A 20,100-nucleotide genomic window follows, 5' to 3' on the forward strand; every position below is an offset into this window, starting at 1 on the left:
GATCTCACCAGGGGCCGCCATCGTAGCCGGTCGCGGGGCCGTCGTCGTCGCGATGGAATTCGCTGGGCGGCGCATAGCGGGAATGATAGTCGCGGCGCTCATAGACGTCATCGCCATTATCGTCATCCTGCCAACGCTCGGCGAAACGCGGCGGGTGCGCGCTGTAGCAGTTCCCGTCGTGGTCGCAAATCATCTGCGGGGCCTCATCGGTGAAGGAGAAGTCCGCGGCGGACGCGGGGAGCGCGAGAAGAAAGCCCGCGGCGGCGACCGCTATAAGGCTGGTCTTGAGCATATGACATTTTCCTCGTGTGCTTCGCGCCGGGCAGCCGGCGAGAGTTTGCCCAAGTTGAACCGTGCCGATGGCCGAATTGGGAGGTTCCCTGGGCATGTCGGCGGCGGCGCCATCCCGGTCTCGCCGCATTTTTCGTTTCTCGTCGGCGAAACGGGGAGCGTGAAATGAAGACAGTCATTGCAGTGGTTGCGTCGCTGGCGCTGCTATCGTCGGTGGCGATGGCGCAGGAACGGGCCGGCAGCGCCGCGCTCGGCGCGCTGTCGGGCGCGGTGGTGCTGGGTCCTGTCGGCGCGGTCGCAGGCGCGGTGGTCGGCTATACCGCCGGGCCGTCGATCGCGCGTTCCTGGGGCCTGCGCCGCTCGTCGGCCAGGCGACGGCAATCATCCAGACCATCGCATCGGCGGACGACCGCGAACGGCAGCCGCCGCACACCCGATGCGCAGACGGCGAGCCGGAACGCGGCACCGGCAGCAGCGACGGCCGCCGAGCCGCATCCGGTTCATCCCAGGCCATCCATGCCCCCGGTGCAAGCCCTGGACTACTAGATCACGAGGTTTTGGATCGCGGGATGCGGGCGGAAAACCGCACCACAATTTCCTCATCCTGCTCCAGGTACATCGCCGACTCTGGTGGGAATCATCAGAAGCGAGCCTGTCAAATTTTGATCTGACGCGGTTGCCTCACGCGAGTCCTTGCCGCGCCGCTGGTTGCCGGAAGCCGAATTCGTTCCGGTCAGGCGTGTACATCTGTCCGCAGAAAAGCTAAGCAAGAATCGGACCGTTTGGACCGATGCTGGCATGGCGCTGACGCAGAAACTCGAATTTCGACAGTCCCAGTCGCTGGTGATGACGCCGCAGCTGATGCAGGCGATCAAGCTGCTGCAACTGTCGAATCTGGACCTCTCAGCATATGTCGAGGAGGAGCTGGAGCGGAATCCGCTATTGGAGCGTGCCAGCGACGGCTCCGGCCCGCCGGCCGCCGAAGCAGCAAGCGATGTTGAATATTCAGAAGGCGACGAAGCGGCGTTCGAGGACCACGGCGGGGGCGAGCGCACCGGCGCTCAGGATCCGGCGTCCACGCCCGAGGAATGGATGAACCGCGATCTCGGCAGTCGTGCGGAGATCGAGCAGACCTTCGATAGCGGTCTGGAGAATGTTTTTCCGGAAGAACCGGCCGAGGCGGCTGCGCGGACCGCGCAGGACGCCGCGCCGAGCGCGTTCACGGAATGGGGAGGCGGTGCCTCGAGCGATGACAGCTACAATCTCGAAGCTTTCGTCGCGGCGGAGATAACGCTCAGTGAACATCTCGCCGAACAGCTTGCGGTGGCTCTCACCTCGCCGGCGCAGCGCATGATCGGACGGTATCTGATCGATCTCGTCGACGAGGCTGGCTACCTGCCGGCCGACCTCGGCGAAGCCGGCGACAGGCTCGGCGCCGGCGAAAGCGATGTGGCGGCCGCTGTCGCGGTATTGCAGACGTTCGATCCGCCCGGCATCTGCGCCCGCAGCCTGAGCGAATGCCTTGCGATCCAGTTGCGCGAGAAGAACCGCTACGATCCGGCGATGCAGGCGCTGGTCGAGCATCTCGAACTGCTGGCGAGGCGCGACTTCGCGGCCTTGCGCAGGATCTGCGGCGTCGACGATGAAGACCTTGCCGAGATGATCGGCGAAATCCGTCATCTCGATCCCAAGCCGGGCTTGCGGTTCGGTGCCGCGCGCACGCAGTCGGTGGTGCCGGACGTGTATGTGCGTCCCGGCCCGGACGGCGGCTGGCTCGTGGAACTCAACAGCGAGACGCTGCCGCGCGTACTCGTCAACCACACCTACTATGCCGAATTGTCGAAGACGATCCGCAAGGACGGCGACAAAACCTATTTCACGGACTGTTTGCAAAACGCGACCTGGCTGGTCCGTGCGCTCGATCAGCGCGCCCGCACCATTCTCAAGGTGGCGACCGAGATCGTGCGGCAGCAGGACGGCTTTTTCGCGCACGGCATCGCCCATCTGAGACCGCTCAATCTCAGGACCGTGGCGGATGCGATCCAGATGCATGAATCCACCGTGTCCCGCGTCACCGCCAACAAATACATGGCGACAAATCGTGGCATCTTCGAACTGAAATACTTCTTCACCGCTTCGATCGCCGCGGCCGACGGCGGTTCCGCCCACTCGGCGGAAGCGGTCCGGCACCACATCAAGCGGCTGATCGATGCCGAATCGCCGTCGGCGATTCTGTCCGACGACACCATCGTGGAACGGCTGCGCGAAGCCGGAATTGATATCGCACGCCGCACAGTGGCGAAGTATCGCGAAGCGCTGCGAATTCCTTCCTCGGTGCAGCGCCGCCGTGAAAAGCAGAATCTGCCAGGCGGCGCGCGCGCCGAGACCAGGAAGCCGCCGAACCGCCCGCGCGATGCCGCACCGGCTTGATTGCGCAACCGCGACGCCCGATAATCACTTCCCACTCATGATCGATGAGGCTTGTCATGACACTTCGAATTTCGGGCAAGAGCATCAATGTCGGCGAGGCGCTGCGAGGGCGTCTCAACAGCCGCACCGACGAAGTCCTCCGGAAATATTTCGATGGCCAGTATTCGGGCCACATCACGCTGAGCAAGGACGGCTTCGGCTTTCGCACCGACTGCGCGCTGCATCTGGATTCCGGAGTGACGCTCGAAGCCGAATCGAATGCCGCGGATGCCTATGCCAGCGCCGACCAGGCGCTGTTGCAGATCGAAAAGCGGCTGCGCCGCTACAAGAGCCGTCTCAAGGATCACTCGGCGCGCAAGGCGCGCGCAGCCGCGGAAACGATCGCCGGGCTCGACGCGCCGAGCTACGTGATCGAGGCGCCGGCGATGAACGGCGAGGGCGAGGTCACCGCTTTCAATCCGGTGATCATCGCGGAAACCATCACCTCGCTGAGGCGGCTCTCGGTCAGCGAAGCGGTGATGGAACTCGATTTCACCGGCGCGCCCGTATTGGTGTTTCAGCATGGCTCCAGCGGCCGCGTGAACATGATCTATCGCAGGCCTGATGGAAACGTGGGCTGGATCGACCCGCCGGCCGTCAACGGCTCTGCCTGACCCGCCGCCATTGACGCCTGGGACGGCGATCCATATGGTCCGCGGCCTTCGCGCCCGGTTTTCCACCGGCCCGGACGAAAGTCCGGGATTTGGCATCGGGCGCGCGTTAGACTATAAGGCCGGTCATCCTGGCCGGAGGGCCGCGAACCGCTTACCGTGTGCGTTCGCCCGTATGTGGGCTCACGTTTGTGCTGCTTGTCTGACGTGTCTTTCGCAACCTGACGGCAAACCTCACCTCGGAACGTCATATGATGATTACGGATCTGGTCGCACCCGAGGCGATCCTTCCCGCTTTGAAAGTCACCAGCAAAAAGCAGGCGCTGCAGGAACTGGCGGCGCGCGCTGCGGAACTCACAGGGCAGAACGACCGCGCGATCTTCGAGGTGCTGCTGCGGCGCGAGAAGCTCGGGACCACCGCGGTCGGCTATGGCGTTGCGATTCCGCATGGCAAGCTGCAGAAGCTTGAGAAGATTTTCGGTCTTTTCGCGCGACTCGAACGTTCGATCGATTTCGAAGCGATGGACGGGCAGCCGGTCGATCTGATCTTTTTGCTGCTCGCTCCCGAAGGCGCGGGCGCGGATCATCTGAAGGCGCTGGCGCGCATCGCACGGCTCTTGCGCGATCAGGACATCGCCAACAAGCTGCGCGCCTCGCGCGACGCGGAGGCGATCTATTCCGTGCTGGCGCTGCCGCCAGCGACGGTCCCCTGAGCTGTTGTTGAATTAGGCCGGATCGACATTCACGGCAGCCAGATCAGGGCTGCGGCCAGGTGAACGAAGCCCGTGAAGTGAACGGTTCGCCTGTCGTAGCGGGTGGCGAAACGGCGGAAGTGCTTGAGACGGTTGAAGCAGCGCTCGATGCGGTTGCGGTGCTTGTAGAGACCGGCGTCATGCGGGATGATGATTTTGCGCGTCCTGTTTGAGGGGATCACCGCTTCGGCGCCCATGCCGGCGATGAGTGCACGCAAGGCGTTGCTGTCATAAGCCTTGTCGGCCAGCACGGCGTCCCCGGCCTGGGCTTCGAGCAGCGCGGGGGCTTGTGTGATGTCTCCGACCTGCCCGGCGGTGACGATGAAACGCAAGGGTCGGCCCAGCGCATCGGCGAGCATGTGGACCTTGGTGGTCAGTCCACCTCGGGAACGCCCCAGCGCCTGATCCTTGGCCCCCCTTTTCCGGTAGCCGCCTGCTGATGGGCTCGAACGATGGTTGAGTCGAGCATCAGATACTGGTTGTCGCGATCGGCTGTCAGGGTGGAGAACACCCGTTCCCACACACCGGCATGGCACCACCTGCTGAACCGCCGATGCACCGTCTTCCAGCGACCATAGCGCTCCGGCAGGTCACACCAGTGCGCGCCGGATCGCAGCACCCACAGGCAGCCGTTCACAAACAACCGATTATCCGATCCCGTCCGTCCCGGATCAGAGGCCTTGCCTGGCAGCAACGGTGCAATCTTCGCCCACTGATGATCGCTCAGCTCATACCGCTTGATCCCCATCGTGCAGCTCCGTGTCAGAATCACGGAACCCTATGAATCAGCGATCAGACCGCCTGGGAATCCTGAATGTCGATCCGGCCTAGAAGGCATATTCGCTATACGCGGGTTCCACCGAACCACCCCACGCGCCGTTGAACTTCTCCAGCATCTCCTCGGCCGGAGAGCGGCCTGAATCCAGAATCTGATCGAGCGGCTCCAGATGCCGCGACTCATCGCGGCCGAGGCGGTCGATACGGCCGCGCCGGCGTAATCCCCCATGCGCCAGCAGCAGGCACTCCTTGGCGATTTCGAACAGGTAGCGATTCTTGATCCGAGCCTTGAATCCTAGCCGCGAGACGTCATCACGCAACGCCTGACGTTCCTGCGCATTCCAGCGCTTCGCGATGTCCCACGCCCCCTCGAGGCTGGCGTCGTCATAGAGCAATCCGACCCAGAACGCTGAAAGCGCCGGCAGACGCCCCCAAGACACGCCATCGGCGCCGCGCATCTCCAGATACCGCTTGAGCCGTACCTCGGGAAAAATTGTCGACAGATGATTGGCCCAGTCCGAAAGGGTCGGCCGCTCGCCGGGGATGGCCTCGTTCCTGCCGTCAAAAAAATCACGAAACGAGGAGCCGGATACGTCGATATAGTTTTCGCCGCGCTTGATGAAATACATGGGAACGTCGAGCGCGTAATCGACCCAGCGTTCGAAACCCATGCCGTCCTCGAACGCCCAGGGAATCATCCCGGCGCGGGCATTGTCCGTGTCGCGCCAGATTTCCGAACGGTACGACAGGAAGCCGTTCGGCTTGCCTTCGGTGAAAGGAGAATTCGCGAACAGCGCCGTCGCAACCGGCTGCAACGCGACCGACACCCGCAGCTTCTTGACCATGTCGCTTTCGGACGAGAAATCCAGGTTGGTCTGCACGGTGCAGGTCCGAAACATCATGTCGAGGCCGTAGCGGCCGACCTTCGGCATGTAGTCGTTCATGATCCTGTAGCGACCCTTCGGCATCATCGGGATCTGCGCCAGAGACCAGGAGGGGGTCATGCCGAGGCCGAGAAATCCGATCCCGAGCGGCGTCGCGACCTCCTTGACCTGCGCCAGATGCGCCGCAAGCTCGGATTGAGTCTGATGCACCGTCTCGACGGGGGCGCCCGACAGCTCGAACTGGCCTCCCGGTTCGAGCGAAATCGCGCCACCCCCGGTAACGTCATGAAGGCCGATGATGTTGCCCTGCTCCATGATCGGCTCCCAGCCGAGCAGCAGTCGCATCCCCTCGAGCAAGGCCCCGATGCCGCGCGGTCCCTCGTAAGGCACGGGGTCGTGGCCCCCAAGCGTGAACGGGGTTTTCTCGTGCTCGGTGCCGATGCGGAACTCGGATGCGGGCTTTACACCGGCTTCCAGCCAGGCCACGAGCTCGTCGCGCGATTGCAGCAGCGTCATATCGATCTGGTCACGCGCCATGAATGATCCCGATGCGGGGCGTTGCGACCACGCGGGTGTCGGTTGGAAACGGATATTGAGCCGAATGGCTCTTAATCGCGAAAGATGAAAGAGACATCATCGCGCGGACGCTCCGTCTCTCACAGCAAGCGCGGGAGCCTCATTGCAGGAACAACCGGGCCGGTCAAGCAGCCCCGCGAAGCATCGCAGCCTCAAGGTTGGAGAGTTCGCGCCGACCTCGGCGGTCGAGAGCTACGCAATCAATGATTGCATGACAATGGTAACTCACCCTTGGGGAGAAATCGCAATCCGATAAAATTCCCGCGTTCCGTCTCAAAATGACACTTTTGGCGGGCGGCGGCCCACTCCTTAACCGCTTGTTTACCGTAACACGAAAAGGTTGAGCCTCAGCGGCGGGACCCGCGCCAGTTTGGATTGTCCTATTCAAGATTGGCACGGGAAACGCGAGGGCGCATCGGGGTGCGCGGTCGACACTGGACGAAAGCATGAATTCGCGGGGATCGTCGAGCGACGACGGAATCGAAACATCCGATCGCGAGGGAGCGGACGCTGCCGCGCGGCGCGCCGGCACATCCCGCGACGACGGACCGGGTTCCGGTTCCGGCGGCACCCCGCCGGGTCCGACGCAGCCGGCGGCATCTCCCCAGAACAGCCCCGAGATGAGGGACATTCATCAACGGCTAGATTCCATCACCCGCCAGATCGATCAGTTGGCAAGCCCGGCCGAGAACGGCGAACCCGCGGTCGCCCGTCAGCTCAACGACGCCATTTCGCGGCTCGATGCCCGGCTCGCCCGGGTCACGGCCCAGACACCCGCAGCGAACCCGCAGCAACGGGGCGCGAGCGGAAGCTACGACCGACCGACATCACCGGACCTCGTCACGCTCGAATCCGCGATCGCGGAGATCGCCGCGCGCCAGCATGAACTCGATGAGACGCCGCGCGCGCCATCCTCATACAGCTCAGCCCCCGTTGCGTCCGCGATGAGAACGTCGCGACAGGCGGATTTCTCCAGCCTCGAACGGCAACTCTTCAAGATCACGAGCCAGATCGAATCCCTGCAACGCCCCGACGGGATCGAGCAGTCGATCGCCGCATTCCGCATCGAGCTTGCGGATATCCGTCATGTGATCACCGAGGCCATGCCGCGCAGGGCGATCGAATCCCTCGAAAACGAGATTCGCTCGCTTTCGCAGCGCATCGACGAAGTCCGCCAGAACGGCAGCGATGGTCAGGCGCTGGCGAATATCGAACGCGCCCTCAAGGAGATCTACGACGCTTTGCGATCGCTGAAGCCGGCGGAACAGCTCTCAGGATTCGACGAGGCCATCCGCAATCTCGGCAACAAGATCGATTCGATCGTGCGGGGCAGCGGCGACAGCGGCATGATGCAGCAGCTTGAGAGCGCGATCGGCGCGCTTCGCGGCATCGTCTCGAACGTCGCCTCCAACGACGCGCTGGAGCGCCTCGGCAACGATCTCAACATGCTGTCGTCCAAGGTCGAGCAGCTCGGCCGGCCCGCGGGCGACGGGGATTTCTACGCCGCGCTCGAACAGCGCATGGCCGCATTGACGCAGACCCTGGAAAACCGCGAAAGCCCGGCCTCGGGCAGCAGCTTCGAACAACTTGAAGAGACGGTGCGAGCGCTGTCCGAGCGTCTCGACCGCCTGCCGGCCGGTCACGATTCGTCCTCGGCGCTGGCGCACCTCGAACAGCGGGTCTCGATGCTGCTCGAACGCCTGGAGACCGCAGGCGAATATTCAGGATCCCATCTCGGGCGCGTCGAGGAAGGTTTGCAGGACATTCTGCATTGCCTGGAACGGCAGCAGGCCGGACTCGCGGCGATGTCCGAAAGCGGTCCGCGAAGCGCTGTCCCGACCATGGATAGCGAGGTCGTGGAAGCGATCAAGCGCGAACTATCCGAGATGCGCTTCTGCCAGTCGGAAACCGACCGCCATACCCAGGACTCGCTCGAGGCCGTTCACAACACCCTGGAGCATGTGGTCGACCGGCTGGCGATGATCGAAAGCGACCTTCGCGCGGTACACACCATGCCCGCCCGTGCCGAGCCGTCCCGCGGCGGAATAATGCCGGAACGGACGGCAAATCTGCCGCCCAAACCCGAATTGCCGAATCCGGTACTGTCGCAAGCGGCCACGCAGCCCACGCCGGCCCGCACCGCCACGGCGGCGCCGATCCCGCGCGCCATAGCCGACGCCCTGATCCCCAAAGAGACCTTCGATCCGGATCGCGTCGTGCCATCCACGACAGCGCCCTCGCCGCGCCCCGCGATCGACCCGAAGCTGCCGCCCGATCATCCACTCGAGCCCGGCACCCGTCCGGCGGGACGCGCGGCAACGCCGTCGGAGCGCATCGCGGCCTCCGAGAGCGAGACCGGCGACGTCGCCGAAACCCCGCGCGAGCAGTCGGGCTCGTCCTTCATCGCCGCCGCGCGCCGCGCGGCGAAGGCGGCCGCCGCCTCCACGCCGTCGCCCGACAAGGCGGGTCGAACCAAGGTCGCCATCGAACCGGCGCGCCCCGCCACGGGCGGATCGGACATCACCTCCAAGATCCGTTCCCTGCTCGTTGCGGCGAGCGTGGTGGTGATCGTCCTCAGCAGTTTCAAGTTCGCGATGACCCTGCTCGACAGTTCTCCGCGCGCCACCCTCAGCGAAAGCGACCACGCGGCTCCCGTGACCAAGCCGCCAGCCGACCCCGAGGGCAGCGCCGGCCCAGAGATACCGCAGCCGCCCTCGATGATCGCGCCGACGCCGATCGATCGGCAATCGATGATCGCACCGCCCGCCGGTGACAGCGCGGCTCCGGCCAAAAACCCCTCGGATGCCATGCCGGCGAGCCGGCCGGACACGCCGTCCGCCGACGTCACCGGTGCGATCCCGAACGGACTCACGCCGGAACCGGCTGCAACTCCACCCGCCGCATCGCTTCCCGACAGCATCGGCGGCACGACGCTGCGTTCCGCCGCGCTCCAGGGCGACCCCGCAGCCTCGTTCGAGGTCGGTGTTCGCTACGCCGAAGGAAAGGGCGTGACCGTCAACTACGACGAAGCCGCGAAGTGGTACGAACGGGCGGCTCATGCCGGCATCGTGCCCGCCATGTTCAGGCTTGGCGCCCTGCATGAAAAGGGGCTCGGCACGAGCAAGGACGTCGATACCGCGCGGCGCTATTACCTGCAGGCGGCGGACCGGGGCAATGCCAAGGCGATGCACAACCTCGCCGTGCTCGATGCCGATGGTGGCGGCAAGGGCGCCGACTATGTGAGCGCCGCGCAATGGTTCAGCAAGGCGGCCGAGCGTGGAATAGCCGACAGCCAGTACAATCTCGGCATTCTTTACGCCCGCGGCATCGGCGTCGAACAGAATCTCGCGAAATCCTACAAGTGGTTCAGCCTCGCCGCCGCCCAGGGTGACGTGGACTCAGGGCGCAAGCGCGATGAAGTCGCCAAGCGGCTCGATCCGCCGTCGCTTGCCGCCGCCAAGCTCGCGGTTCAAACCTTCGTGGTCACGCCGCAGCCCAGCGATGCGGTCAGCGTTCCCGGCCCCGCGGGCGGATGGGACAGCGCGGCTGCAAAGCCCCGCGCCAAACCGGCGCCGGGCAAATCCGCGAGGGCGAACCACGCGATGGCGCGGCATACCGCGCATTAATCCAGGCTCACCGCTTCAAGCGTGACCGGTAGAGCCGAAATACCGGGCCGTCGCGAATTCTTTAACCCCTGCCACCGATGATTTCGGTTATGCAGGGGACGCGGCTCGCGGCCGTGCCGCGACCTGAAGTCAACGCTGTGAAGGCGCCGCCCGTCAGCAGCCAGATCCGAAAACGAGCGCGCGTGCAGCTTTATCTCCCGATCGCCGATATCCCGGTCAACGTGTTGCTGATCCTGGCGATGGGAGCGGCGGTGGGCTTCGTATCGGGGATGTTCGGCATCGGCGGCGGCTTCCTGATGACGCCCCTGCTGATCTTTGTCGGCATCGCCCCGGCGGTTGCCGTCGCGACGGTCACGAGCCACATCGCGGCGTCCTCGTTCTCCGGTGCGCTGTCCTATTGGCGCAAGCGAGCCGTCGATCCGATGCTCGCGCTGGTTCTGCTAAGCGGCGGCGTCATCGGAACCATATTGGGGGTCCTCACCTTCACGCGTCTGCGCTCGCTGGGGCAGCTCGATCTTTTGATCGCGCTATCCTACCTCGTGCTGCTGTCCGGAGTCGGGGCGGCGATGTCGTGGGAGGGGCTGCGCGCGATGCTTCGGGCGCGGCAGAACCGGACCGTTCCGTTGCGGCGCTCGGGCGGCCATGGCTGGGTCCATGGCCTGCCGCTGAAAATCCGCTTCAAGCGTTCGAAGATTTACCTTTCGGCCATCCCGGTGATCGCCATCGGCCTGCTGATCGGCTTCATCGGCGCGGTCATGGGCATCGGCGGCGGCTTCATTCTGGTGCCGCTGCTGATCTACCTGCTGCGGGTTCCGACCTCGACGGTGATCGGCACCTCCATGATGCTCACCCTCATCACCATGACGTTCGCCACGGTGCTGCACGCCGCCACCAATCACCTCGTCGACGCCGTGCTGGCGTTGATCCTGATGACCGGCGGCGTGACCGGCGCGCAATTCGGCGCCCGCGCCGGCCAGCGCATCCGGGGCGAACATCTGCGCCTGCTGCTGGGGATGTTGATTCTGGCCGTCGGAATCCGCTTTGCGATCGAGCTGGGCCTTCGCCCCGCCGATCTCTACACGGTCCGCGAAACCACGGGCGATATATGAGGACGCGCGCAATAGCGACGATGGCCCCGCTGGCGCTGCTGCTCGCCGCGATCCTCGTTGCCGGTCACGCTCATGCCGAGCACCTCATCGTTTCGGTATCAAACCATCGCGTCACCGTGACGCCGAACTATTCCGGCGAGGAACTGGTGCTGTTCGGCTCGATCGAGCGCGAGAGCGATGCGCCGCTTCCGCCCGCCGGCTACGATCTCGTCGTCACTGTCAGCGGCCCGCCGGTCGACATGGTCACGCGCCGCAAGGAGCGGTGGTTCGGCATCTGGGTGAACGCCGATTCCCGGCAATTCCTCCAGGTCCCGGCCTATCTCGCGGCTTTCGCCAACCGGCCGCTGGACAGGATCGCCGCGCCGGACATCCTGCGCAGGCAACAGCTCGGGCTTCACAACGTACTGCTGACGCAACGCGTCGGCTCCGACTACGCCGACGTGGTGCCGAGTGACCCGTTCCGCCGCGCCTTCATAAGGCTGCGAAGCGAGCACGGGCTTTACCGCGAGAACACCTCGGCGGTGACCTTCCTGACCCCGACCCTGTTCCGCGCCAGCATTCCGCTCCCGGCGGAGGTGCCGACCGGCACCTACACCATAGACATCAAGCTGCTTGCCGATGGGACGCTGATTGCAAAGACCGATACGGCGTTCGAAATCGTCAAGGTCGGCTTCGAGCAATTCGTGGCCACGGCCGCCAGGCAACATGGGATGGTTTATGGCGTGGCGACGGCGCTCATGGCGTTGACGGCCGGCTGGATGGCATCGATCGTTTTCCGCAGGGATTGAGGATCCGGGATCACCGCCATCAGAGCTTTTTCAAGCGAAGCAGAATCCGGTTCGCTTGAAAAAGCTATAGAGCATGATCCGATTCAACGTGATCGGATCATGCTCTAGAAATGGTTGTCTGGTCGCATTTTCTTGCGGCGAACCGGTATCCACTTCGCCGGAAATCTAACAGCAACGCGAGGCCGCGATCGCGTGCAGGCGGCTATGGCCAAGCACATGCGCCGTGAAATCGGCCGAGAAGATTCTGGCGAACGCCCCGTTTCGAATGCTCAGGCCTCCCGCGAAAGCGCCGAACGCCGGCATCACCATGCGCGCGCCGTCGCTGGCGAAACAACGCCGCTCCATCGAACGGCCTCGCGCCGAGACCCGCGCCTTGGGATGCAGATGGCCCGCGATTTCGCCGAAAGCGCCCGTCGGCTCATGACGAAACACAATCCCGCCGATCTCCCATTCGGTTGCGACAAGGCCACCGAGGCCGGACGGCGGCGCCGGATCGTGGTTACCCGAAATCCAGATCCAGCGGCGACCTGCCTGCAAACCCGACAGCGCCTCGCGATCCCGCGCGCACAGACGGTTGTGGGCGTCGCGATCGTGAAAACTGTCGCCAAGCGCGATCACGGTGCGCGGATCGAAGCGCCGGATGACGGCGGCGAGCCGGTCGAGCGTCGCTACCGTATCATAGGGCGGCAGCAGCACGCCGCGCATCGCGAAGCTCGATCCCTTTTCCAGATGAAGGTCGGAGACGACGAGCAGGCGCTCCCGTTCCCAGAACAACGCGCCCGAAAGATCGGCGGCGAAATCCGCGCCCGCTACGGTAACGGCGGCAACGCGGCTCATCTGCTCTTCCCAGGGAGGAAGCGCGTCACGTGCACAGCGATTCAGATCCGGCATGATCAACTCATGTTCCCGTCGCCTCGCGGACGAGTTGCTCGGCGGCTTCGGCCAGCAATTCGTCCGACGCTTCGCCATAGACCGTCTCCCGCCCGATCCCCAGCATGACGGGCACAGCGAGCGGCGAAATGCGATCGAGCGGCTTGTGAACGATCCGTCCCCTGATCCGCGCCAGCATATCGCCGAGGCGGCGGATATCCAGCAACCCCGTCGCTGCATCCGCCCGCGCGGCACGCAGCAGCACATGGTCGGGCTGATGCTTGCGCAGCACGTCATAGACGAGATCGGTGGAGAACAGAACCTGCCGCCGGCTCTTCTCCGCTCCGGTGAAACGGCGGGCGATCAGGCCCGAAATGATCGCGCAACTGCGGAAGGTGCGTTTCATCAACGCGGATTCCGCAAGCCACGCTTCCAGATCATCCCCCAGCATGTCCGGATCGAACAGAGCGTCGAGATTGAGCCGCCCCTGCCGGATCATCGACGAGGGATCGCCGAGCATCCATACCGCGAGCGCATATTCATTGGCGACGAAGCCAAGCGGCCGCGCCCGCGCGCGTTCCAATCGCCGCGTCAGCAACATGCCGAGGGTCTGGTGCGCAAGCCGTCCCTCGAACGGATAGCAGACCAGATAATGCTTGCCGGCGCGCGGAAAGGTTTCGACGATCATCTCGCGGGCATGCGGCACGCGTGAGAACCGCGACTGCAATTTCAACCATTCGCGCACCTGATCCGGCAGGCCGCGCCATGCGCGCTCGTCGTCGAGCAGGCGGCGAACGCGTTCGGCCAGATAGGTCGAGAGCGGAAACTTGCCCCCCATGTAAGACGGCACCTTCGGGCTCTCGTCGCTGGCGCGTGAAACATAGACCTGATCCTCGGCCAGCGCCTCAAAGCGCACGATCTCACCGCCGAACACGAAGGTGTCGCCGGTCACGAGCCCCTCGATGAAGTATTCCTCGATCTCCCCGAGCATCCGGCCGCCGCGTGCGATCGCGCCGGTAGGACCCTTACCGCCACCGTGCCGCGAGCGCACCAGCCTCACCTTCAGCATCGCCTCCTCGACGATGGTGCCGACATTGAGGCGGTAGCTCTGCCGCGCGCGCGGATTGGCGATGCGCCATCGCCCCGCTTCGTCCTGCCTGATGCGGGCGAAGCGTTCATAGCTCTTCAGAGCGTAGCCGCCGGTGGCGACGAAGTCGATCACGTCGTCGAAATCGGCGCGCGCCAGCGCCGCATAGGGGGCCGCGGTCCTCACTTCCTCGTAAAGGTCATCGGCGTGGAACGGCGCGCCGCAGGCGCGACCCATCACATGCTGCGCAAGAACATCGAGCGCGCCGGTGCGCAGCGGCGGCGTGTCCTGCGCGTTCTCGTTGACCGCATCGATGGCGGCGCGGCATTCCAGCACTTCAAATCGATTGGCCGGCACCAGAACCGCGCGCGAGGCTTCATCAAGACGATGATTGGCGCGGCCGATCCGCTGCATCAGCCGCGACGCGCCCTTGGGCGCACCGATGTTGATGACGAGATCGACATCGCCCCAATCGACCCCGAGATCGAGCGAGGAGGTGCAGACCACGCCGCGAAGCCTGCCGGCCGTCATCGCCTGCTCCACCTTGCGGCGCTGCGCGACATCGAGCGAGCCGTGATGCAGCGCGATGGCGAGGCCGTCGTCGTTGATGCGCCAGAGATCCTGAAACAACATCTCGGCCTGGCTCCGGGTGTTGACGAACACCAGCGTCGTCCTGTTGCGCCTGATGAGATCATAGACCTCGGTCAGCGCATGGCGCGCCGAATGCCCCGCCCACGGCAGTCGTTCGCTCGTGTCGAGCATCTCGACAACCGGGGCGGCGGCGCCGTCGGCCTCGACGATGTCGGCCGAAACGGCTTTGTCTCGCGACTGCGGCGCCAGAAATCGCGCCAGCGCGTGTGGATCGGCCACCGTCGCCGACAGGCCGGTCGTGCGCATTCGCGGCGCGAGCCGCCACAGCCGAGCCAATGCCAACGACAACAGATCGCCTCGCTTCGAAATCGCCAGCGCATGCAGTTCATCGAGCACGACGCGCCGCAACGATGAGAACAGAAAGGGCGCGTCGTCGGAGGCGAGCAGCAGCGCGATCTGTTCGGGGGTGGTCAGCAGGATGTCCGGTGGGTAGCGCCGCTGCCGCTGCCGCCGCGACACCGGCGTGTCGCCGGTGCGGGTCTCGACCCGGATCGGCAGATTCATTTCCGCGATCGGAGTCTCCAGATTGCGGGCGATATCGACCGCCAGCGCCTTCAACGGGGAAATATAGAGCGTGTGAAGGTGCTTCTCCTTGCCTGAGATTTCCACCAGCGTCGGCAGGAATCCGGCCAGCGTCTTGCCCGCGCCGGTGGGGGCGATCAGCAGCGCCGAGCGGCCGGCGCGAGCCTTTCGCAGCAACGCCAACTGGTGGGCGCGAGGCGACCATCGCCGCGCCGCGAACCAGCGCAGAAAGCCCTCCGGCAGCAAAGGCTGCGTTTCGCGATCAGCGATTTCCACGCTGCAAGAGGTAGGCCGTCCCGCCCGTCCGGTCGAGTTTCGGATGTGCCAAGCGGGTGCCGGTTCGCGTGAAGAAAGCGCTTCGAGTCACAATCTGAGGTTGCATTTGTGATTCTACCAGGAGCTATAAGGTCCGGCGTGCGGAACGACGGCGAATCAGCGAGCACCCGTTCACTGTCCGGAACAGGCTTCGGCAGCTCCGGGAGACAGCGGCAGAACCGCGCCGGTATCCGGCGTCGCCACGCAAGGCGCTGATTTTCGCGAGATTTTCGGCTTCACGGTATCATTCCCGGCGGGTGTGGCCACCGAACCACAGACAAGTTTCCCATCGAAGGGTACAGTCTCCGGGTCATTTGCAGACGGGGACTATCCACAATGAAAAAAATTCTGCTCGGCGTTCTGCTGGCCAGCACCGCGATGAGCGCCCAGGCGGCGGATCTCGCGCCTCGGCCCTATACCAAGGCTCCGCCGATAGCCCCGGTCTATGACTGGACAGGTCTTTATGTCGGCGTGAACGCCGGCCTCGGGCTTGGCCGCAATCGTGCCGTGCATGATTTTGGCGTCGGGGCTATTTCGACCCATCTGCAGCCGCTCGGCGCGGTCGGAGGCGGCCAGATCGGCTACAACTGGCAGACCAACTCGTTCTTCGGCCCGCTCGTGTTCGGCATCGAAGCCGACATTCAGGGCGCCGACATGACCGACAACCGGACCAATTTTGCCGGTTTGCTGCAGTATAACCAGCGGCTCGACTGGTTCGGCACGGCGCGCGGACGCGTCGGCCTGATCAACGGTCCGATGCTGACTTATGTCACCGGCGGCTGGGCTTATGGTCACGTTGGCACCACCGTTATTCAAGGCGGCGTGCCGTTCGCGTTCAGCGGCGGTCGCAACGGCTGGACCTTTGGCAGCGGCGTCGAAGCCGCGCTCGGCGGCAACTGGACCGGCAAGATCGAATACCTTTATCTCGATTTCGGTAACCGCACCGATTCCTTCGCCGGTCAAGCGCTGCGTTCGGAGATGCGCGAGAACATCTTCCGCGCCGGCCTGAACTATCGCTTCGGCGCCAGCAACCCGTACGCACCGGTTGCCACCGCCAACTGGAACGGCCTGTATCTCGGCGGCAATGTCGGCGGCGGCGTCGGCCGCAACCGCACCACCATCTCCAATCCGGCCGGCAACCTCGCCCAGTTCAATCTCGCACCCGACGGTTTCGTCGGTGGCGGCCAGATCGGCTACAACTGGCAGGCCGGGAATATCGTCCTGGGTCTCGAGACCGACTTCCAGGGCGCGACCCTGCAGGACAACAAGACCTGCATCGGCTGCGTGCCCGGCGCCTCGTTCGATTTCAATTCGAAGCTGCAGTGGTTCGGCACCGTGCGCGGCCGTCTCGGCTACGCCGTCGGAAACTCGATGTTCTACGCCACGGGCGGTTTCGCCTATGGCAACATCAGGACCGCGCTCAACACGCCGCTCAATAATTTCAACTTCTCCAATACCCGCACCGGCTATGCGGTGGGCGGTGGCATCGAGACCCCGCTCCCGATGGTCAACCTGTTCGGCGGCCCCCTGTTCGGCCCGAACTGGACCTCGACGACCGAATACCTCTTCGTCGACCTCGGCCGATCGAGCTTCAACATCGGTGGCGGGCCGAACGTGCTGACGACCGGCGCGCAGGAGCACATCTTCCGCACCGGCCTGAACTATCACTTCAATATCCCGTTGGCTCCGAGCTACTGACCGTAACAGCCAGGGATGGGGTTTTCGAAACCCTGTGGCCTGACGGGATAAAACTCTGGGGGAGTGGGCAAGAAAGCCGCATCGCATCGCGATGCGGCTTTCTTCATGAGCGGCCGTCGCGAGAAGAGGATCTGACCATAACGTCTCGCCTCACGATCCGCCGATGCGGCATCGATCGGTTTATGCGCGCGGCGCTTCGAGATGATCGGCGCCCGCCCCTGCGTCGGCCTTAAATTCGGCCCGCCGGCTCGTAGCTTTGATGATACGGCTCACACTCAACGAGGGCTGCGCAACATCGCCGAAGAAACGACGCGGAATACCGCGCTGACAGCACCCGTTCCGACCGGAGTCCCATTCCCCGCTCCGGGAGGATGATCCCGGAATTTCCTCGCCGCGACCGGCCGCCGCACTTGCGCGCCCTGATACGGAATTCCCATGTTCTGGATGCCGGCCACAATTCCGGCGAGCGTTCGACGAGTCTTTCGAGGAATCCGATGAATTATTTTCGTACTGCGATCCTGCTGGCGGGCCTCACCGGCCTGTTCATGGGCGTGGGCTATCTGATCGGCGGCGCCAGCGGCGCGACGATCGCGCTCGTCGTCGCGGCCGCGACCAACCTCTTCGCCTATTGGAACTCCGACCGCATGGTGCTGTCGATGTATGGCGCACATGAGGTCGACCCCGGAACCGCGCCCGACCTGCACCGGCTGGTGGCCGAGTTGGCTTCGCGCGCCGGCCTGCCGATGCCGCGGGTGTTCGTCATGGACAATCCGCAGCCCAACGCGTTCGCCACCGGCCGCAATCCGGAGAATGCCGCCGTGGCGGTGACGACGGGGCTCATGCAGTCGCTGAGCCGCGAGGAACTGGCCGGCGTGATCGCGCATGAGCTTGCCCACATCAAGCATCACGACACGCTGCTGATGACCATTACCGCAACCATCGCCGGCGCGATCTCGATGCTGGCGCAATTCGGCATGTTCTTCGGCGGCAACCGCGACAATCACGGCCCCGGCATCATCGGCTCACTGGCGATGATGATCCTCGCGCCGTTCGGAGCCATGCTGGTGCAGATGGCGATCAGCCGCACGCGCGAATACGCCGCCGACGAAATGGGCGCTCGCATCTGCGGCCAGCCGATGTGGCTTGCCTCGGCGCTGGCCAGGATCGAGAATGCCGCGCATCAGGTACCAAACATGGAGGCGGAACGCGCGCCCGCGACCGCGCACATGTTCATCATCAACCCGCTGTCGGGGCGCGGCATGGACAACCTGTTCGCGACCCATCCCTCGACTGAAAACCGCATCGCGGCATTGCAGAGGCTCGCCGGACAGTCCGGCGGTGGTCTTGCCCCGGGCGGCCCGCCGCCCGACCCGAGCAGCCCCTGGAACAAGGGTTCTCGCCGCGGTCCATGGGGTTGAAGGTGCCAGCAGGGTCGTGACCCGCGAGCGAGCGCCAGCATGGCGCGCCTAACATGCGCTCTCGGCGCATCGACCCGCCCGATCGATCAATCGCATCTTCCACGTGGCGCCGCTCGCCTGTCAGTCTGACAAGACAATGACCTCAGAGCCTGATCCGATTCAACTTGATCGGATCAGGCTTCCAGGTTGGGTAAGGGGAAAATTCGTGGCGGACATGATCCCTTTGTTTTGGTTAACTGTGCGCCGGCATTATGGTTGATTCCCCTGCTGACCAGATTGTGCTCGGACCTGTCCGGATGGGTCCGCTGCAAGGATGATGATGAAAGACCCCTTCGCCCCAAAACCTGAGCGTCACGGCCCCACGCGGCGAACCGCGCTGGGCCTTGTCGTGGGTGCGCCCCTGCTCGGCGCCTGCTCGGGAGTCCAGCAAACACTGACCAACGGTTTTTCCAGTCCCCCCGGTTCTTCTCCGCAGCCCGAGTCGACCGCGGGGCCCCAGCAGGGAGCCACAATCGGCACCGGCCAGGTCAAGGTCGGCCTGATCCTACCACTGTCGGCGGCAGGCAATGCGAGCATTGCGGCGCAGTCGATGCGGAATGCGGCGGAGATGGCGCTGTCGGAATTCCAAAATCCGAACGTCCAGGTGCTGGTCAAGGACGCGGCAGGCACGGCGAGGGGTGCGCAGCAGGGGGCTCAACAGGCGCTCGACGAAGGGGCCGAAATCATTCTCGGCCCGCTATTTGCTGCGTCGGTCCCGGGGGTCGCCCAGGTGGCGCGAACCCGCGGTGTTTCGGTGATCGCGTTTTCAACGGATTCGAGCATTGCGGGCAGAGGCGTCTATCTTCTGAGTTTTCTTCCTGAATCGGACGTCACCCGGATCGTCGAATACGCGGCGAGCACCGGAAAGCGCTCGTTTGCCGCGATGGTGCCCGAGAACGCCTACGGCAATGTCGTGGAGGCGGCCTTCAAGCAGACGGTTGGCCGTCGCGGCGGGCGGATCGCCGCATTCGAGAAATACGGCTCCGATCGCGCCAGCGCCGCGCGGAACGTTGCACAGTCGCTCCGCTCGGCCGACGCGCTGCTGATCGCCGATGATGGCGATACGGTGGTTTCGGTCGCCGCCGCGCTCACGGCGGCGGGCGCGAATCTGCGCAACGTCCAGCTTCTCGGCACCGGGCTGTGGGACAATCCTCGCGTGTTCTCCAGCACGACACTGCACGGGGGGCTCTATGCCGCTCCAGATCCGGCGGGCTTCCGCGCCTTCGCAGGCCGCTACCGCACCAAGTTCGGCGGTGAGCCGGTGCGTACGGCGACCCTTGCCTATGATGCGGTCGCGCTGGTGGCGGCTCTCGCCCGTACTCAGGGATCGCAGCGCTTCGCGGCGGAAACGCTGACCAACGCCTCCGGCTTTGCCGGCATCGACGGCTTGTTTCGATTCCGTTCCGACGGCACCAATCAGCGCGGCCTCGCCGTCATGCGCGTCGCATCCGGCGGCGGCCAGTCAGTGGCAGGCTCGCCAAAAAGTTTTGGCGCCTGATCCGGATTGTTATGAAGCGCGGTCTTCACGCCAACCGGTATCCAGCCTCGGGTCAAGCTCGAGGACATGCTCCGCTCGAAAAGGCTATAGCCTTAACTTTTTGATCGAGCATGATCCCG

Annotated in this window: 15 protein-coding genes; 10 read left to right on the forward strand and 5 right to left on the reverse strand. The window is 64.5% G+C overall.

The features are described 5' to 3' along the window. Window positions 1-4: 4 nt before the first annotated feature. On the reverse strand, window positions 5-292 hold the full coding sequence (locus tag NWI_RS00920; protein ID WP_011313512.1) for a hypothetical protein: 288 nt from the start codon (window positions 290-292) through the stop codon (window positions 5-7). Window positions 293-456: 164 nt separating this feature from the next. On the opposite strand from NWI_RS00920, the gene NWI_RS00925 reads away from it, so the two are divergent. The 4 genes from NWI_RS00925 (at window position 457) to ptsN (ending at window position 4,084) form a co-directional block, all read left to right on the forward strand. Continuing rightward, on the forward strand, window positions 457-837 hold the full coding sequence (locus NWI_RS00925; RefSeq protein WP_011313513.1) for a hypothetical protein: 381 nt from the start codon (window positions 457-459) through the stop codon (window positions 835-837). A 252-nt stretch (window positions 838-1,089) separates the two neighbouring features. Then, window positions 1,090-2,721 (forward strand): RNA polymerase factor sigma-54, encoded by a 1,632-nt coding sequence (rpoN, locus tag NWI_RS00930; protein WP_011313514.1) that lies wholly within the window; start codon window positions 1,090-1,092, stop codon window positions 2,719-2,721. Between the two features lie 56 nt (window positions 2,722-2,777). Beyond that, window positions 2,778-3,374: a ribosome hibernation-promoting factor, HPF/YfiA family gene (gene hpf, locus NWI_RS00935; RefSeq protein ID WP_011313515.1), complete on the forward strand. Its 597-nt coding sequence runs from the start codon at window positions 2,778-2,780 to the stop codon at window positions 3,372-3,374. Window positions 3,375-3,622: 248 nt separating this feature from the next. Further along, entirely contained in the window at window positions 3,623-4,084 is a 462-nt protein-coding gene (ptsN, locus tag NWI_RS00940) for a PTS IIA-like nitrogen regulatory protein PtsN (RefSeq protein WP_011313516.1), read from the forward strand. A gap of 29 nt (window positions 4,085-4,113) precedes the next feature. Here ptsN and NWI_RS16570 read toward each other — a convergent pair. Further along, window positions 4,114-4,865 (reverse strand): IS5 family transposase gene (locus tag NWI_RS16570; RefSeq protein ID WP_430691788.1). Its coding sequence is split into 2 segments (ribosomal slippage): window positions 4,114-4,535 and window positions 4,535-4,865, totalling 753 coding nucleotides; the frame shifts between segments, so codons are not numbered across the junction. Window positions 4,866-4,950: 85 nt separating this feature from the next. Beyond that, the gene (locus tag NWI_RS00955; RefSeq protein ID WP_011313518.1) at window positions 4,951-6,321 is read right to left on the reverse strand and encodes a glutamate--cysteine ligase; all 1,371 of its coding nucleotides are present in this window, start codon (window positions 6,319-6,321) and stop codon (window positions 4,951-4,953) included. A 485-nt stretch (window positions 6,322-6,806) separates the two neighbouring features. On the opposite strand from NWI_RS00955, the gene NWI_RS00960 reads away from it, so the two are divergent. The 3 genes from NWI_RS00960 to NWI_RS00970 all read left to right on the forward strand — a co-directional run bounded on the left by NWI_RS00960 (window position 6,807) and on the right by NWI_RS00970 (window position 11,883). Then, the gene (locus tag NWI_RS00960; protein ID WP_011313519.1) at window positions 6,807-9,986 is read left to right on the forward strand and encodes an SEL1-like repeat protein; all 3,180 of its coding nucleotides are present in this window, start codon (window positions 6,807-6,809) and stop codon (window positions 9,984-9,986) included. 182 nt (window positions 9,987-10,168) lie between these two features. Then, window positions 10,169-11,095, forward strand: a complete 927-nt coding sequence (locus NWI_RS00965; protein WP_041345271.1) for a sulfite exporter TauE/SafE family protein — start codon at window positions 10,169-10,171, stop codon at window positions 11,093-11,095. After that, window positions 11,092-11,883, forward strand: coding sequence for a TIGR02186 family protein (locus NWI_RS00970; RefSeq protein WP_011313521.1), 792 nt, complete (start codon window positions 11,092-11,094; stop codon window positions 11,881-11,883). Before NWI_RS00965 ends, NWI_RS00970 begins: the two co-directional genes overlap by 4 nt. Before the next feature lie 165 nt (window positions 11,884-12,048). On the opposite strand, the gene pdeM is transcribed toward NWI_RS00970, so the two are convergent. Both pdeM and NWI_RS00980 read right to left on the reverse strand, forming a co-directional pair. Further along, entirely contained in the window at window positions 12,049-12,720 is a 672-nt protein-coding gene (pdeM, locus tag NWI_RS00975; protein WP_148203745.1) for a ligase-associated DNA damage response endonuclease PdeM, read from the reverse strand. A gap of 61 nt (window positions 12,721-12,781) precedes the next feature. Continuing rightward, window positions 12,782-15,289: a ligase-associated DNA damage response DEXH box helicase gene (locus NWI_RS00980; RefSeq protein ID WP_011313523.1), complete on the reverse strand. Its 2,508-nt coding sequence runs from the start codon at window positions 15,287-15,289 to the stop codon at window positions 12,782-12,784. Between the two features lie 375 nt (window positions 15,290-15,664). Between NWI_RS00980 and NWI_RS00985 the strand changes: the two genes are divergently transcribed. The 3 genes from NWI_RS00985 to NWI_RS00995 all read left to right on the forward strand — a co-directional run bounded on the left by NWI_RS00985 (window position 15,665) and on the right by NWI_RS00995 (window position 19,981). Then, entirely contained in the window at window positions 15,665-17,026 is a 1,362-nt protein-coding gene (locus tag NWI_RS00985) for an outer membrane protein (RefSeq protein WP_011313524.1), read from the forward strand. A 494-nt stretch (window positions 17,027-17,520) separates the two neighbouring features. Next, complete coding sequence (gene htpX / locus NWI_RS00990; protein WP_011313525.1) at window positions 17,521-18,444, forward strand: zinc metalloprotease HtpX; 924 nt, start codon at window positions 17,521-17,523, stop codon at window positions 18,442-18,444. A gap of 313 nt (window positions 18,445-18,757) precedes the next feature. Beyond that, window positions 18,758-19,981, forward strand: a complete 1,224-nt coding sequence (locus tag NWI_RS00995) for a penicillin-binding protein activator (protein ID WP_011313526.1) — start codon at window positions 18,758-18,760, stop codon at window positions 19,979-19,981. The last annotated feature ends 119 nt before the right edge of the window (window positions 19,982-20,100 follow it).

It is taken from the genome of Nitrobacter winogradskyi Nb-255, assembly GCF_000012725.1.
Lineage (GTDB): Bacteria > Pseudomonadota > Alphaproteobacteria > Rhizobiales > Xanthobacteraceae > Nitrobacter > Nitrobacter winogradskyi.